Source organism: Pseudoflavonifractor sp., from assembly GCF_050943825.1.
Classification (GTDB): Bacteria; Bacillota; Clostridia; order Oscillospirales; family Oscillospiraceae; genus Pseudoflavonifractor.
The window spans coordinates 138,787-154,817 of sequence record NZ_JBMNPX010000005.1 but is presented as its reverse complement, the minus strand read 5'-3'; the positions used below and the strand labels follow the sequence as shown (position 1 = coordinate 154,817).

Annotated in this window: 15 protein-coding genes and 1 pseudogene; 6 read left to right on the top strand and 10 right to left on the bottom strand. The window is 63.1% G+C overall.

The annotated features are described in order from the left end of the window. Window positions 1-26: 26 nt before the first annotated feature. Window positions 27-3,209: a phosphodiester glycosidase family protein gene (locus ACOX7T_RS07110; protein WP_433441261.1), complete on the top strand. Its 3,183-nt coding sequence runs from the start codon at window positions 27-29 to the stop codon at window positions 3,207-3,209. A 61-nt stretch (window positions 3,210-3,270) separates the two neighbouring features. Here the strand turns inward: ACOX7T_RS07110 and ACOX7T_RS07105 are convergent, their stop codons facing one another. Further along, on the bottom strand, window positions 3,271-3,603 hold the full coding sequence (locus ACOX7T_RS07105; RefSeq protein ID WP_433441259.1) for a helix-turn-helix domain-containing protein: 333 nt from the start codon (window positions 3,601-3,603) through the stop codon (window positions 3,271-3,273). 166 nt (window positions 3,604-3,769) lie between these two features. On the opposite strand from ACOX7T_RS07105, the gene ACOX7T_RS07100 reads away from it, so the two are divergent. Together ACOX7T_RS07100 and rny are read left to right on the top strand one after the other, a co-directional pair. Then, the gene (locus ACOX7T_RS07100) at window positions 3,770-4,267 is read left to right on the top strand and encodes a GGDEF domain-containing protein (protein ID WP_433441257.1); all 498 of its coding nucleotides are present in this window, start codon (window positions 3,770-3,772) and stop codon (window positions 4,265-4,267) included. 276 nt (window positions 4,268-4,543) lie between these two features. After that, a complete protein-coding gene (gene rny, locus ACOX7T_RS07095; protein WP_433441255.1) occupies window positions 4,544-6,100 on the top strand; it encodes a ribonuclease Y in 1,557 nt (518 codons plus the stop codon). 80 nt (window positions 6,101-6,180) lie between these two features. Here rny and ACOX7T_RS07090 read toward each other — a convergent pair whose 3' ends face one another. Then, on the bottom strand, window positions 6,181-7,047 hold the full coding sequence (locus ACOX7T_RS07090; protein WP_433441253.1) for an NYN domain-containing protein: 867 nt from the start codon (window positions 7,045-7,047) through the stop codon (window positions 6,181-6,183). A gap of 177 nt (window positions 7,048-7,224) precedes the next feature. Between ACOX7T_RS07090 and ACOX7T_RS07085 the strand changes: the two genes are divergently transcribed. Together ACOX7T_RS07085 and ACOX7T_RS07080 are read left to right on the top strand one after the other, a co-directional pair. Then, window positions 7,225-7,689 (top strand): RNA polymerase sigma factor, encoded by a 465-nt coding sequence (locus ACOX7T_RS07085; protein ID WP_433441251.1) that lies wholly within the window; start codon window positions 7,225-7,227, stop codon window positions 7,687-7,689. Between the two features lie 12 nt (window positions 7,690-7,701). Next, window positions 7,702-9,669: a hypothetical protein gene (locus ACOX7T_RS07080; protein ID WP_433441249.1), complete on the top strand. Its 1,968-nt coding sequence runs from the start codon at window positions 7,702-7,704 to the stop codon at window positions 9,667-9,669. A gap of 58 nt (window positions 9,670-9,727) precedes the next feature. Here ACOX7T_RS07080 and hpf read toward each other — a convergent pair whose 3' ends face one another. The 8 genes and pseudogenes from hpf to ACOX7T_RS07040 form a co-directional block, all read right to left on the bottom strand. Further along, on the bottom strand, window positions 9,728-10,273 hold the full coding sequence (gene hpf / locus ACOX7T_RS07075; RefSeq protein ID WP_433441247.1) for a ribosome hibernation-promoting factor, HPF/YfiA family: 546 nt from the start codon (window positions 10,271-10,273) through the stop codon (window positions 9,728-9,730). Between the two features lie 129 nt (window positions 10,274-10,402). Then, window positions 10,403-11,245, bottom strand: coding sequence for a fumarate hydratase (locus ACOX7T_RS07070; RefSeq protein WP_433441331.1), 843 nt, complete (start codon window positions 11,243-11,245; stop codon window positions 10,403-10,405). Between the two features lie 16 nt (window positions 11,246-11,261). Continuing rightward, the gene (locus ACOX7T_RS07065; RefSeq protein WP_433441245.1) at window positions 11,262-12,419 is read right to left on the bottom strand and encodes an amidohydrolase; all 1,158 of its coding nucleotides are present in this window, start codon (window positions 12,417-12,419) and stop codon (window positions 11,262-11,264) included. A 233-nt stretch (window positions 12,420-12,652) separates the two neighbouring features. Beyond that, on the bottom strand, window positions 12,653-13,105 hold the full coding sequence (locus tag ACOX7T_RS07060; protein ID WP_006571068.1) for a S1 RNA-binding domain-containing protein: 453 nt from the start codon (window positions 13,103-13,105) through the stop codon (window positions 12,653-12,655). 44 nt (window positions 13,106-13,149) lie between these two features. Beyond that, complete coding sequence (locus ACOX7T_RS07055; RefSeq protein WP_433441243.1) at window positions 13,150-13,425, bottom strand: septum formation initiator family protein; 276 nt, start codon at window positions 13,423-13,425, stop codon at window positions 13,150-13,152. Window positions 13,426-13,657: 232 nt separating this feature from the next. Next, window positions 13,658-13,918 (bottom strand): annotated as a pseudogene (gene yabQ / locus ACOX7T_RS07050) (spore cortex biosynthesis protein YabQ); the annotation flags it as partial. Between the two features lie 12 nt (window positions 13,919-13,930). Next, window positions 13,931-14,218 (bottom strand): sporulation protein YabP, encoded by a 288-nt coding sequence (gene yabP, locus ACOX7T_RS07045; protein ID WP_148319769.1) that lies wholly within the window; start codon window positions 14,216-14,218, stop codon window positions 13,931-13,933. Between the two features lie 64 nt (window positions 14,219-14,282). Continuing rightward, window positions 14,283-14,822, bottom strand: a complete 540-nt coding sequence (locus ACOX7T_RS07040; RefSeq protein WP_433441241.1) for a biotin transporter BioY — start codon at window positions 14,820-14,822, stop codon at window positions 14,283-14,285. A gap of 172 nt (window positions 14,823-14,994) precedes the next feature. Between ACOX7T_RS07040 and ACOX7T_RS07035 the strand changes: the two genes are divergently transcribed. Further along, complete coding sequence (locus ACOX7T_RS07035) at window positions 14,995-15,987, top strand: biotin--[acetyl-CoA-carboxylase] ligase (RefSeq protein WP_433441239.1); 993 nt, start codon at window positions 14,995-14,997, stop codon at window positions 15,985-15,987. Window positions 15,988-16,031: the final 44 nt, after the last annotated feature.

The following is a 16,031-nucleotide window of genomic DNA, read 5'->3' as shown; positions in this document are numbered from 1 at the left end:
ACCACCGCGTATGACAGGAGGAGAGCATGAAGTCAATTCGCAGACGTACCACCGCCCTGATACTGGCCGCTGTGCTGGGGCTTGCCCCTGCGGCGTCGGCCTCCGAGGCGCTGGGACATGATATACAGACCGGGACGGTCAGCCTGGCCGCAGGCACTGAGCTGACACACCAGATTTTCTGGAGTGATACATACTCGGACCTGCGCACCGAGCGGTATTTCACCTATACCCCCAACAGCGACGTGACGCCCGTTGTGGCGTACGGCGACAAGGTCACCAGCCGGGAGACCCTCACCACCATGGCCAAGCGGCTGGAGAGCCAGGGCAAGCGGCTGGTGGGCGGCATCAACGGCGACCTGTACGTGATGGCCACCGGTGAGCCGCTGGGCACTGTCATCACCGACGGCGTGCTCCGCTCCGTGCCCGGCACCAACAACCAGGGCTATTACGCCATCGGCTTCCGGGGAGACGGCACCGCCTTTATCGGCAAGCCCGACCTGACCGTGACCGCCACCTTCCACAACACCACCTTCCAGGTCACCGGCGGCATCAACAAGGTCCGCCTGAGCGACGGCATGGTCCTCTTTACCGATGACTTTGGCGCCACCACCCAGAACACCCAGCCCGGTATCGACGTAATCCTGACCCCGGTGCTGGACGATGTGGGTGAGACCGTCAACGTGGACCTGGACGTGTCGGAGCAGAGCCAGGAGGCGGCGGAGAACAGCGGTTCTGCCACAGCGGAAGAGGATATCATCGGCTCCGAGGACCTGACCAGCAGCGCCCAGACCGGCAGCGAGGCCGACCCGGCCAAGGAGGTCAAGGGCACCCTGACCCAGAGTGATGAGCTGATGATCGGCAGCCGGGTGACCTACAGGGTGGAGCAGGTGCTGGAGTCCACCGGCTCCATCGCCATCCCTGAGGGCAAGGTGGTTCTGTCCATCAACAACAAAGCCAACTCCTACTGGCTGTCCAACGTGAAGAGCCTCAAGGTGGGAGATCTCATTGACATCGACGTGACCACCACCGACGCCATCTGGCAGGAGGCCGACCAGGCCATGGGCGGACTGTACAAGCTGGTCACCGCCGGCAAGGTGGAGAGCGGCCTGCCCACCGAACAGACGGCCTACACTGCTGTTGGCGTCAAGGCCGACGGCACCGTAATCTTCTACACCATTGACGGCAAACAGCCCGGATACAGCGTGGGCGCCAGCCTGACCCAGGTGGCCATGCGCCTGGTGGAGCTGGGGTGCGTGGATGCCATCAGCCTGGACGGCGGCGGTTCCACCACCATCGGCGCCACAGCCCCCGACGGCGATAAGCTGGGGGTGCTCAACAAGCCCTCTGACGGCAGCCAGCGGGCCAACAGCGTGGCCCTCTTCCTGGCCACCGACCTGCAGCCCACCGGTGAGCTGGGCAGCATCTATGTGACCCCCAGTGAGTCTCTGGTGCTCTCCGGAGCCCAGGTGCAGCTCACCGCCACCCCCCTGGACACCTCCTATTACGCCATGGATGGGACGGTCCCCGTCACCTGGTCCATCCGCAACGGGGACGGCTCGGTGGACACCAACGGGCTCTTTACTGCCGGCAGTGAGAGCGGTACCACACAGGTCACCGCCACCAGCGGTACCGCCAGCGGCTATACCACCATGACCGTGGTAAAGAAGCCGGACAAGATCACCATTTCCAGCGAGGCCAGCGGCGCGGCGATCACCTCTCTCAATCTGGAGCCGGGCGGCACCATGGATCTGAAGGCCAATGCGGTATACCGGACTCTGGGGCTGACCTCTCAGGACACCTGCTACACCTGGACGCTGGACCCGGCGGTGGGCACAGTGGACGCAAACGGTGTGATTACCGCCGGTGACAAGACTGCCAGCGGCAACCTGACCGTCTCGGCCGGCGGCACCACCGTCACCATCCCGGTCACCGTGGCCGGCCATGTGAAGACAGTGGAGGACTTTGAGGACGGCATCACCTCCGTGGGCGGCACCGCGGCCGTCCAGCTCAGCCAGGAGACTTCCGCCGACTATGTGCGCTACGGCACCGGCAGTCTCCAGGTGGACTATGACGCCCAGACCGCCGGTACTGCCAGCCTGACCACCACCCTGACCATCGCCGAAGGGGAGAAATGGCTGAACCTTTGGATCTACGGCGACGGCTCGGGCAACAGCCTCACCGCCACCATTGCCGACCTCCAGGGCGCCACCAGCGAGGTGGCTCTCACCAGCCTGAACTTCAACGGCTGGAAGTACGTCTCCGCCAAGCTGCCCGCCAACGCCGCCTCTGTCCGGTCCATCAACTTTATCTATGGCGGCGGCGGCACCACCGGCGGCACGGTTTATCTGGACCAGATCACCACCTCCAACGAGGTCATTCAGGACAGCACCTGTCCAACCGTGTCGGTCAGCCTGTCCGGCGGTATTACCGCCGTGGTGTCCGACGACGTGGATAAGCAGTTTGATAAGAGCCAGATTACCCTGACCTATGACGGCGAGCCCCTGAGCTTTACCTGGGACGCCGCCTCCTCCAAGCTGACCGCCACTCTGCCGGCGGCGGACAGCAAGACCCACCGTGTGACCGTCACTGTGTCCGACGCCTCGGGCAACATCGGCCGGGGCAGCGCCACCCAGAACGCCACCGGGACCACAGCCTCCGCCTTTACCGACACCCAGGGCCACTGGGCCGCCAGCTACGCCGACTACCTCTATCAGCAGGGCATCACCACCGGCGTGCCCAACGAGGCCGACGGCACCCTCCAGTTCCAGCCCGACCGCACCATCACCAGAGGAGAGTTTTTCGCCATGGTGGCCCGCTGGCTGGGGGTGGACATGAACCAGTACAGCAGCGTGGAGCTGCCCTTTGTGGACGCGGACCAGATCCCCGACTGGGCTCTGCCCGGCGTCAAGACCATGTACGCTCTGGGGTACCTGAAGGGGAGCAGCGACGGCGCGGGTAATTTGAGCGCCAATGCCTCTGCCACCATCAGCCGTGCCGAGGCCATGACCATTCTGGGCCGTGTCCAGGCCCAGGGATACGCCCAGGCAGAGCTCACCTTTGACGATGCCGCCAGCGTGCCCGACTGGTCCCTGACCTATGTCAAGACCCTGGTGGCCCAGGGGGTCATCAGCGGCTACGAGAACAAGATCATGCCCTCTGACCCGCTTCGCCGGGGCGAGGTGGCCAAGATGCTCTTCACCATGACCTGAGCGCCACACATATGAAAAAAATCCCTGCCGGATATCCGGCAGGGATTTTTTTACAAGGCGGTTACTTTTTTCGGTTGGAGATGGAGTACTCCGCATCTGCCAGAGCCTGCACCGTTTCCCGACCCCGGCTGTCCAGGGCGCGGTAGCGGGAGAGCAGACGCCGCTCCTCCAGCGTAAAGGAGCTCTGCAGCTCCGGCACATCCGTTCGGTCAAAGAGATAATCCAGACTGACGTGATAGAAATCCGCCAGAATAACCAACGAATCATAGTTGAGCTGACGTTTACCGGCCTCGTAGAGTGCATAGGCTGAGCGAGAAATATTCAGCAGTTCAGCAATTTCGGACTGAGTCTTGCGGCGAGACTGCCGCAGAATACGCAGACGCTGGCCCAGCATGTGCTCACCTCCCGGCTCTCTAAAAAAATTATACCGTCAGACGTGGACAAGACACAATCTAGGTTACAATATGTCGCGAATAGAAACGAAATAAACCTAGAAAAAGTTGACTTAGAAACAAAATGAAACTATAATAGAGCCAAAATCGCGGAGCGGAGGACAGGGCATGGACAGAGTCGGGGTGAAACGGGCAATTGTCTGCGGACTGGGTATGGCAGGCGCATGTATTGCGCTCATGGCAGCATGCCGCCGCTCCGCAGGCGGGACGGACTGGCTCACCGGCGCAGGCGACCGTGCCGCCTTCCGAAACATTCTGAGGAGGAGTGCGCCGGGCGGTATTGTTCTGGCCAGGCTGCGGGGCTTGGGCCACATCAACCGTACCCAGGGCTACCGGGCAGGGGATGAGGCCATCTCCCGGGCGGCGAAGGCCCTGCGCATGGGCAGCGGAACAGGCGGAGCCCTCTACCGGATTGGCGGACGTACCTTCGTTCTGGTGCTGCCCCGGAGGAGCTGGGGAACACCGGAGCTGGCTGCAGCCCGGAGTGTGCGGGCATACGGGCCGGGAAATGCCGGTGAGCGGCTGGACGTGGGCTGGGCGGCCGGACCGGGAACGGTCTCCGAACTGCTCAGCCGGGCGCAGGTCCGGCTGGTGCAGGAGCCCTGACCGGAGAAGCGGGGCAGGCAGAGAGGACATGGTTACACGGCAGGAGGGAAAAGGCCATCCTGCCGTGTTTTTGTGTCGTTTTGGCTTTTTATCGAGTACGAATTATCTTGACAGGAATGGGCAGCGGCACTAAAATAGACTAGGTATAGTTTTTGAAAAGCAGCAGGGGTCGCTTTTCATTTTTGTGCGGAATGGACAAGCAGCGCCAGCTCCGCCAATGCCAAAAAACAAATGACTTTATAAAAATCAAGAAAGTAGGAGGTGTGTTCAGCCCTTATGGTACCCATTTGGATGTTAATTGTGGGAATTATCGTCGCGCTGCTGGTCGGCGTGCTGGTAGGTTTCGCGCTTGGCGTCAAGTGGCGCAAGCAGGTCGCCGAAAAGGAGATCTCCAGCGCCGAGGAAGAGGCCAAGCGTATTATTAACGAGTCCATCAAGAGCGCCGAGAGCAAGAAGCGTGAGGCGCTGGTTGAGGCCAAGGAGGAGATCCTCAAGGCCCGCAACGATTTTGAACGGGATCAGAAGGAGCGCCGGGCCGACCTGCAGAAGCAGGAGCGCCGGCTCCAGCAGAAGGAAGAGACCCTGGACCGCAAGACCGAGAACATGGAGAAGAAGGAAGAGCTTCTCCAGACCAAGCTCACCGAGCTGGAAGAGGCCCGTGAGGAGGTCTCCACCATCAAGAAGACTCAGATGGAGGTCCTGGAGCGGCTCTCCGGCTTTACTGCCGAGGAGGCCAAGGCCTATCTGATCAACCAGCTGGAGGCCGAGGTCACCCACGAGTCTGCCATGAAGATCCGGGAGATCGAGGCCCATTTCAAGGAAGAGGCCGACACCAAGGCCAAGGAAATCCTGTCCCTTGCCATCCAGCGCTGCGCAGCCGACCATGTGGCCGAGGCCACCGTGTCGGTTGTTCCCCTGCCCAATGATGAGATGAAGGGCCGCATCATCGGCCGCGAAGGCCGCAATATCCGCACGCTGGAGACCATGACCGGCGTGGATCTGATCATCGACGACACCCCCGAGGCCATTACGGTCTCCTGTTTTGACCCTGTCCGCCGTGAGATTGCCCGCATCGCCCTGGAGAAGCTGATCCAGGACGGCCGCATCCACCCCGCCCGCATTGAGGAGATGGTGGAGAAGGCCAAGCGGGAGGTGGACGCCACCATCAAGGCCGAGGGTGAGCGGGCCGTGTTTGAGACCAACGTCCACGGCCTCCATCCCGAGCTGGTCAAGCTGCTGGGCCGCATGAAGTACCGCACCAGCTACGGCCAGAACGTGCTCAACCACTCCATCGAGGTCTCCCACCTGGCCGGTCTGCTGGCCGCCGAGATCGGCGCCGACGTGACCCAGGCCAAGCGGGCCGGTCTGCTCCACGACCTGGGCAAGTCCATTGACCACGAGGTGGAGGGTTCCCACGTCCAGATCGGCGTGGAGCTGGCCCGGAAGTACAAGGAGAACGAGGATGTGGTCCACGCCATCGAGGCCCACCACAACGACGTGGAGCCCCGCACCATCGTGGCCTGCTTGGTTCAGGCGGCCGACGCGGTGTCCGCTGCCCGTCCCGGCGCCCGGCGTGAGAACCTGGAGAACTATATCAAGCGCCTGGAGAAGCTGGAGGAGGTCACCTCTTCCTTCCCCGGTGTGGAGAAGTCCTTCGCCATCCAGGCCGGCCGCGAGGTCCGCATCATGGTGGCCCCCGAGAAGGTCAGCGAGGACCAGATGGTGCTCCTGGCCCGGGATATCGCCAAGAAGATCGAGGAAGAGCTGGAGTACCCCGGCCAGATCAAGGTGAATATGATCCGGGAGACCAAGGTTGTGGAGTACGCCAAGTAAGTCCCCCAATCAAACGAAAAACGAGGAGCGCGGCGTCTGCCGCGCTCCTCATTTTTTAAGATTTAAAATACAAACCGTGATTATTTGCGCTTTTTGTCCCGCAGGTATACGTGTTTGGTGGGGTCGTCGGCGCTGGTCTGGCGGGAGACCACTTCAAACCGGTCCAGCGCCTTCACCAGCTGGGTCAGCTTGGAGTAGCCGTAGTTCCGGGGGTCAAAGTCGGGCTGCTTCTTCAGCAGCAGATTGCCCAGCTTGCCCATGAAGCCGTAGCCGTCCTCGTCGGCGATGCTCTCCAGGGAGTCGGCGATGAGGTCCACCACCGCCCGGGGCACACCGGCGATCTCCTCCGGCTCGGGCGGCTGGGGCTGGGCGGGAGCGGTCTTCTTCTTGGCGGCCTTTTTGGCCGACTTCTTGGCCGACTGGACCTGATTCTCCTTCTCCGGCTCGGAGATGGGCTCCGGCTCAGGAGCGCAGGCCGCCAGAGCCTCCTGCCGTGCCTTCTCTCCGGCTGCCCGGATGACCTCAATATAGATGAACTTGTCGCAGGCCACGATAAAGGGCAGGGGAGTCTTCTTCTCTCCCATGCCGTACACCTTCATGCCGGCCTCCCGCAGCCGGGTGGCCAGGCGGGTGAAGTCGCTGTCACTGGACACCAGCACAAACCCGTCGCACCGGCCGGAATAGAGCAGGTCCATGGCATCGATGATCATGGCCGAGTCGGTGGCGTTCTTGCCGGTGGTGTAGCTGTACTGCTGGATGGGGGTAATGGCGTGCTCCAGCAGCAGGGGCTTCCAGGAGGCCATGTTGGGGGTGGTCCAGTCGCCGTAGATGCGCTTGACCGTGGGCGTGCCGTACACCGCCGCTTCGGCCATGATGTCCCGCAGGGCGGAGCGGGGGGCGTTGTCCGCGTCAATGAGCACGGCCAGCCGCAGATCCTGATTGTCCATGTATGATAATCTCCTCATATCAGTGTAAAAAACCCGGAAACCGGGGTATGTCAGCACTAACAACTCCAGTATAGCACAAAGCAGCCGGGGGAGGAACAGAATTCCGGCGGAAAAATGGAGCAGGGGCGCAGCGTTTGGCCGCTCCAAAGCGTATATAGGGTGAAAGGGGGGACGGGAATGAACCCCAACCGGTTGGAAGAGACAGTAAGGAAGTACGAGAACACCCTGTACCGGACGGCGTTGGCTGTCCTGGGCGACGCTCACGAGGCCCAGGACGCGGTACAGGACACATTTGTCCGGTATCTGGAGAAGGCGCCGGAGTTTGACAGCCCGGAGCATGAGAAGGCGTGGCTCATCCGGGTGACGGTGAACGGCTGCAGGAGCCGTCTCCGATCACCCTGGCGGAAGCGGCGCACGGAACTGAGCGAGGGCCTGCCTGCCCCTGAGCCGGAGGAGCGGGCTGTGCTGGAGGCGGTGCTGGCCCTGCCGCCCAGGGACCGGGCAGCGGTCCACCTCTACTACTACGAGGGGTACAGCACGCCGGAGATCGCCACCATGACCGGTCAGAGCGAGGGTACCGTCCGGTCCCGGCTCTCCCGGGCGCGGCAGAAGCTCAAGGTCCTTCTGGCGGATGCCGAGTGAAAGGAGTACAGCATGGAACATTACCGTTCTTATATGAACCGGGTGAAGCTGAGCCCGGAGGAGCACCGGGCCCTGATGGACGCCCTGGAGGGGAATGGGCGGTCTGCCCGGAAAGCCTCTCCCGCCCGGTGGGTGACTGCTGCGGCCTGCCTGGTGCTGGTGTGCGCGGCAGCCTTTGGGGTGTGGCGTCTGGCGGGGCTCCCGGTTGGGGATACCGACCCAGACCGGCTGCTGGAGGACGTCCCCGGTATAACCGGGACCCTGTCCCCTGACATTGGAAGCACAGAATCCATTCCGCCGGAGCTGGGCAGCGAATACGTCCTCTCGCCGGAGGACCCATTTGACGGGCAGCCCCACAGCAGCTTTAACATCCAGGGGGTGGAGTACGGAGATGCTCCTGAGATCTGCGCCTCCATCGCCTACCCGGACGGCTGGTTTGAGGAGCAGCTGACCCGGGCGCAGATGGTGGAGCTGCTGGGTGGTCCCGGGGCGGAGGATGCCCCCTGGTCCCTGTACTGGGTGGGGTACGACATCACCGGAAAGGCCGTCTACGACGGGGAGGGAAACCTGTGGCAGCTCTGGCTCAACGGCGTCAGCCGGAGCAACGAGCACAACGGCTTCACCCTCACGGTCCGGCCGGAGGATTATCCCTTGACCGATATGATTGCCCCCGATCAGACTTCCACCGAGCTCAACGGCGTCATGGTCTACGGCAGCAAGAGCGGCCGGTACGGCTGGGACGACAGCGGGGAGATGGGCTATATCTACGAGATCACCATGATGTCGGGAGAGGCCGGACTGAACTTTGAGGCCCGGCAGCTGGAGGAGGAGTATGCCGAGTACCTGTGCACCCAGGCGGCCAACACCTTTGCGGTGACAAAGCTGTACCTGGACAGCCTGCTGGTCTACGGCGGCGAGATCCCCGACTGGGGCAGCGAGCGGCCCACCTGGGAGGAGGCCATGGCCGACGAGAAATTCGGAGACTATGTCCCCGCGAATGTGCCCGACGGCTTTACCTTTGAAGGGGCCTGGCGGGAGTGGGGCCAGAACCGGAATTACCTGTTCCTGAGATGGATCGGATATTACACCAATATCTCCATCGACATCTGGGATGCCAGCACCGTAGGAGACCTTCCCATCACCGATCCGGCGGATCGGGAGAAATACGACGTGAACCTGTACACCATCCCCTACGCCGACTCGGTGCCCGAGGAATACTGGCAGGAGTTTGGCCGCCCGGTGTTCGCCATTGAGGACGTGACCCCCGAGGTGGTCGCCGCCCGGATGCGCTGGGTGGATGACGACAGCGGCGACGTGGACAGCTGGCGCGGAGACTTCTATGTCTACTACGAGAGCGAAAACGTGCTGGTGCGGTATGACCTGGACGGGGTCACCCCCCAGGAGGCCTATGACCTGATTCTCTACGAGTATGACACCCTGCCCGGCCAGGTGGTGACCTGGGAGGACGTCCTGAAGGGCCGGGGTTCCTTCCGGGATGCCGCCAGCGGTCAGACGCTGGAGCTGTCCACCATCTCCCGGATTTTCACGCCTGACGAGAGCATTCAGGCCCAGCCCACCGCCTTTGCCCTGATGGACCTGGACGGGGACGGCGAGGAGGAGCTGGTTTTGAAGGTGTGGATGGGAGAGGCATATGATGAGTGCACCGTGGTGCTGTTCCGGGAGGAGGACGGGCTCTATGCCCGGGGCTTTGAGCTGCGGAGCATGAGCGATCTGAAGGAAGACGGGACCTTCCACTACTCCAGCGGCGCGTTCGACTGGGGGTATGCCCGCATCACATCGCTGACCTCCGCGGCGTATGAAAAGGAGAATGTCACCTACTGCCTGGGTGAGCGCTATGTAGTGGATGGCGCACCGGCGGACGAGGCAGCCTTCTGGTCTGCGTATGAGACGCAGGAGACCAAGGCCGAGCCGGACTGGCACGGCGTGGATGACGACGGCATTGCCGCCGCCTTTGGCTGAGACAGAAGAAAAAAGAGGCGGCCGCCCGGAAGGGCGGCCGCCTCGCTGTATGCTGTTGTTACGGCTCGTCCACGATGAGGCCGTAGCCGCCGTCGTTGCGCTTGTACACCACGGCGAAGGAGCCGTCGGCGTCGGCATCCCGGAAGGCGAAGAAGGTGTGGTCCACCAGATTCATCTGGAGAATGGCCTCCTCCACACTCATGGGCCGGATGGGGAACTTCTTGGTGCGGACAATGCGGAACTCCTCTTCCTCGGTGTCGGGGACAAAGGAGGAGATCTCTTCCTCGTCCACGGAGCGGACAAAGGCGTCCTGACGCAGGCGCTTCTCCAGGCGGGCTTTATTCTTACGCAGCTGGCGCTCCACAGAGGCCACGGCGGCGTCGATGGTGGCAAACATATCGGAGGTGCTCTCGGCAACGCGGATGATGGTACCGGCGGAGCGAATGGTCAGCTCTACGTTGTTCCGGTCCTTTTCTACACTGAAGACCATGGCGGCCTCCGCGTCCGCCTTAAAATAACGGTCCAGCTTGCCCACCTTCTTCTCGGCATAGGCATGCACCTTGCGGGGCAGGTTGACCTTCTTGTCTGTGAACACGAACTTCATAGTTGTCAGCTCCTTCCGCCCTTTGGGGAGGGCACTCGTTGGAAGCGGAGTGGTCCGGCTTCCTTGTCTTAATTATACCACACTACAGAGAAAAAGCTACAACAATTTGTGAACAACGGACAAAAACAATCAAAGTGTTACGCTGGCGTGCCGGGTGACGTGGCAGCCCAGGTTGACGCAGCAGGGCAGACCGGCGATGTGGGTGGGAGCGGGCAGGATGGCCACCGACAGCGCGGTGGTACGGCCGCCCAGACCCTGTGGGCCGATGCCCAGGGCGTTGATGCGCTCCAGGGCCTCCGCCTCCATGTCTGCGTAGAAAGGGTCGGCGCTGTGTTCCTCCACGCTGCGGAGCAGGGCCTGCTTGGCCAGCAGGGCCGCCCGGTCGGAGGTGCCCCCCAGACCAACGCCCACCACCACCGGCGGGCAGGGGTTGGACCCAGCCAGGGACACCGACTCCACGATAAAGTCCACAATCTCCTGCCGTCCGGCGGCGGGGGTGAACATCTTCAGCCGGGTCATGTTCTCGCTGCCGAAGCCCTTGGGGGCCACGGTGATGGTGAGCTGGTCGCCCTCAGTGAGGCGCAGGTACTGGACGGCGGGGGTGTTGTCTCCGGTGTTCTCTCGGCAGAGGGGGTCCCGCACCACCGAACACCGGAGGGCACCCTCCAGATAGCCCCGGCGGACGCCCTCGTTCACCGCGTCCTCCAGCAGACCGCCGGTGATATGGGCCTCCTGGCCCAGCGCCAGAAAGACCACCGCCATGCCCGTGTCCTGACAGATGGGCAGTCCCCGCTGGGCGGCAAAGGTGAAGTTCTCCTCCAGATCTCCCAGGATGGCACGGCCCACCGGGGACTCCTCGGTCTCTGCAGCGGAGCGGATGGCGGCGCACAGGTCGTCGGGCAGCACGGTGTTGGCCCTGATGCAGGCGTCCCGCACAGCGGTTACAATGTCGTCAAACCGGATTTCACGCATCATATGCCCCTCCTCTTCAGACCACCTGGACGCCGCCGATATACACCTGCTCCACCTTGCTCTTCCAGTCCAGGGGGTGGCCGGTGGAGAGGACGATATCCGCGTCCTTACCGGGGGTCAGGGAACCCACCCGGTCGGCAATCCCGGCGATGACCGCAGGGTTGATGGTGATGGCCGCCAGGGCCTCCTCCTCGTCCATACCGGCGCGCACCGCCATGGCTGCGCAGACGGGCAGGTACTGGATGGGGGTCTCGGGGTGGTCGGTACAGATGGCCACCTTTACCCCGGCCCTGGACAGCAGCACCGGATTCTCCTGGCTCTGGCCTGCCAGCTCCGGCTTGCAGCGGTCGGTGAGACAGGGGCCGGTGATGACCGGGATGTCCTCCTGGGCCAGCAGGTCGGAGATGAGGTAGGCCTCGGTGCCGTGGACCACCACCAGATGCAGGCCGAACTCCTTGGCGATGCGCACGGCGGTGGCGATGTCATCCGCCCGGTGGGCGTGGCAGTGGACGGGCAGCTCGCCCTTCAGTACAGGCACCAGGGCCTCCAGCTTGGCGTCAAAGTCGGGCATGTCGGTGTCCGGGTCCTCGTCGGCCTTGTTCTGCTTGTCCATATACTCCAGGGCCTTGGCTAGGTTCTCACGGATGATGGCGGCGGTGGCCATCCGGGTGACCGGGGTCTCCTTCCGGTCGTTGTACACGGTCTTGGGGTTCTCGCCCAGGGCAAATTTCATGGAGACCGGCGCGGAGACAATCATCTGGTCCACCCAGCGGCCGTCGGTCTTGAGGGCGGCAAACTGACCGGCAATGGGGTTGGCGCTCCCCGGGCCGGTGAGCACACAGGTGACGCCGCCGGCGCGGGCGTCCTCAAAGCAGCGGTCCAGGGCGTTGACTGCGTCGATGGCCCGCAGGTGGGGGGTGCAGGGGTCGGTGGACTCGTTGCCGTCGTCCGACTCAAAGCCCACCGCGTTGCCGAAGAGCCCCAGGTGGCAGTGGGCGTCCACCAGGCCGGGGTAGACGTGGCGGCCCGCGGCGTCCACCACCGGGCCGTCAATCCCGCCGGGCAGGGCGGACATGGGCCCTACCGCCGTAATCTTGTCCCCCTCCACGTGGACAAATCCGCACTCAATCACCGGCCCGTCCATGGTGTGAAGCACTCCGTTGATGATCAGCAAAGAAAACGCCTGCCTTTCGACAAAAGTAGTGTTTGACAAATAAAGGAAAAAGAGTTATATTATGCTTGCAGCTCATCCAATATGCAATCCATCTCAATTCCAGCAAGGGAACTCATTCCATTCTCCCGCGCACCTTGGACGCCCATTACCGGGCGTTCTTTTTTTGCCTTGGGGGAGAAATGGAAGCAGCCTGCCGGACCGAGGGGTCCGGCAGGCTGCGGGGTGATAGAACCTTATTTCCGGCCGCCGCGGCGGTTGCTGCTCCGCTTCTCCGTGTAGTGGAGCTCGGAGAGCTTGCTGTCCGAGGCCTGCATAAACTGCTTGAGCTTGTCCTCAAAGCTGGCGGGCTCGCGGGGAGCCGCGGGACCCCGGCTGAAGCCGCCGGGCCGTCCGCCGCCGGCGGGACGGGCGCCGCCCATGGGCCGGCCCTGGCCGGCGGGGCGGGGGGGAGGATCCATAGCCTTCTTGATGGAGAGGTTGATGCGGCCGTTCTCGTCAATGCCGATGACCTTGACCTTGACCTCCTGACCCTCTTTTAAGTAGTCCTTGACGTCATTCACATAGGAATAGGCGATCTCGGAAATGTGCACGAGGCCGGATTTGCCCTCGGGCAGCGACACAAACGCGCCGAACTTTGTAAGTCCTGTAACCTTACCCTCCAGGATAGAACCAACACCAAACTCCATACTGACCGATATATCCTCCTTAAATTTTCACCCGGAATGGCGCGCTATTCTGTGATCCGCAGGATCTTCTCGCCGGGGAGCACAAGGCCCAGGGAGTCCCGCGCAATGTCCTGCTGCCGCTTGGGGTCATCGCTGTTTTCCACGGCGTCGGACAGGTCGGCGTTGACCTGGGTCTGGGCGTCCACCTGAGCGGTGAGCACGGCCTTCTGAGCCTGGGCATCCTCCAGCTGGCTCCGCAGATCCAGCAGGGCAATGGCCAGACCGATGAGGAGCGCCAGTACGACGATCTTGGTGAGCAGTCCCGCGCGTTTGACCTTCATGTCCGGCTCCTCCTTCTCCGCGCGCCGCCCGCCTGCGGGCAGCTTGCGCCATCTCTTCGGGTATCTGCTTTATTTTATACCATCTCCGCTTATAATGAAAGTGATTTTTTGCAAGTTTTTTAATTTTTTTACCCAGCATACCCATCAGTGTCACCGGCAGAAGGACAAAATGCCAAAAAAGTCCCGCCAGGTCGGCCAGCAGATAGCCCAGCTTCAGGGCCCAGCGGCTGAGCAGGAGGAAGTACCCAACCGCGCCCAGGAAGATGGCGCCGATGTGGAAGAGCCGGACCCGGCCGTCCCCCACAGCGATGGTGAACACGAAGAGGGAGACGGTCACCGCCAGCCAGAACAGCAGGTCCAGCGCGCCCCCCAGCAGGGGCAGGCGCACCCGGACCCGGAGCACCCGGAACAGGTCGTAGAGCACGCCCACCAGTGCCCCCAGCGCCAGGGCGGCCGCCAGGGAGAAGGCCTGCCCGGCCACCGAGATCTCCATGGCCCGCCTCCCTCAGCGGAACAGCCGGGAGAACAGTCCGCCCTTATCCCGGCCGCTGTCCTCATAGGTGAGGGAGTCGATCTCCCCCTCCACCTTCAGGTCGCCGCCGTCCAGGCTCAGCTTCTCAATGTGCAGATCGCCGCCCCGGACAATCAGCGTCCCCTTGGTGGTGTACATGACAATCTGAGTCTCGTCAAAGCTCTCCACTTCCTCCACGCCGGAGACCGAGAGCTGCTCCCGGCCCTCCAGAATCAGGTGGTGGGGCGCGTCGGTACGGATGGATTTTTCATCATAGGGCATGGTACGTCCCTCCCTTTCAGTCTCTGCACTATCTATATGGGGGAGGGGGACAGGATATGCCCGGTCAGGTCCGCTGTCTGGACAGGGCCGGAGAGAGCCGCCGGGAGAGGGCAAAGGCCAGGGCCAGTTTGATAAGGTCGGGCAGGATGAAGGGGAACACGCACCAGCCCAGCACGGTCAGCATGTCCGCCGACCCACCGCCGGCGGAGTAGAGGTACAGGTACCACACTGAGCCGAACAGGTAGCACACCGCCAGACCGATGACGGCGGAGCCCAGGTAGACCATGGGCCCCTTGCCCAGCAGGGCCTCGGCGGCCCACATCACCAGGGCGATGAGCAGGAAGCCCAGCAGATAGCCGCCGGTGGTGCCCACAAGGGCCCCAATGCCGCCGGTGAAGTGGGAGAACACGGGCAGTCCCACCGCTCCCAGCAGCAGGTACACACCCACGGCCAGGGAGCCCAGCTTTCCGCCCAGAATGCCCACCGCCAGGAACACTCCCATGGTCTGGAGGGTAAAGGGCACCGCTGTGGGGATGGAAATCCAGGCACAGATGGCCAGCAGGGCGGCCATGATCCCGGTGAGAACCAGATTTCTTGTCTTCATAATGCGCTCCTCTCTCCCGGCAGAGGTCCGGGATAGTTGTAAACTTCTGAAATAGAATAGTTTACAATTGGAAGATTGTCAACTAATTTTTGAAAGAAGGTTACAATTCCGGTTGACGGGAGGGGGCGGGGGGGATACAATAAAACACAAAACAGAGAAAGGGGAGAGGGCTGTGCTGCGGGATGAGGTGCTGGCACTGCTGAAGCAGGGGGAGGGCCCCCTGTCCGGGGAGGCCATGAGCAGACGGCTGGGGGTATCCCGGGCGGCGGTGTGGAAGGCGGTGGAGAACCTTCGGCAGGAGGGGTATGTCATCTCCTCCGCCACCAACCGGGGCTACCGGCTGGAGGAATCCCCCGATCTGCTCAGCGCCGGAGAGCTGTCCGGCGCGCTGGACGGCTGCCTGGTGGGCCGGGAGCTCCTGTGCCTGCCCACCGTGGACTCCACCAACAGCGAGGTGAAGCGGCAGGCGCTGGCGGGCAGAGCCGAGGGTCTGGCGGTGCTCTCTGACGAGCAGACCGGCGGACGGGGCCGCCGGGGGCGGGAATTTGAGTCTCCGGCAGGAAAGGGGCTGTACTGCTCCGTGCTGCTGCGGCCCGAGTGCACCCTGGACGAGCTGATGTGGCTCACGGCCTGGACGGCGGTGGCGGTGTGCGACGCGGTGGAGGAGGTGTGCAGTGTCCGGCCGGGCATCAAGTGGACCAACGACCTGGTGCTGGAGGGGCGGAAGCTGTGCGGTATCCTCACCGAGCTGGGCATGGAGGGGGAGAGCGCCCGCCTCCAGTACGCGGCGGTGGGTGTCGGCGTCAACGTGAGCCAGCAGGCGGAGGATTTCGGCCCGGTGGCCGCGCCGGTGGCAATCTCCCTGGCCCAGGCCCTGGGGAGGGCGCCCCGCCGCACCGACCTGGCCGCCGCCCTGCTGCGGGCCCTGGACCGCATGTACCGGGAATTTCCCGCAAAGCGGGACAGCTGGTATGAGCGATACCGTAAAGACTGCCTCACCCTGGGAAAGCCCGTACGGGTGCTCCGGGGCAACGAGACCTTCACCGGCGTGGCCGAGGACCTGGCCGACGACTTTTCCCTCATTGTCCGCAGGGAGGACGGTACCCGGGAGACCGTCAACGCCGGAGACGTGTCCGTCCGGGGACTGTTCGGGTACACAGAATAACAAAAAAGCGCGGCCCCGTATGGGGCCGCGCTTTTGCGTGGATA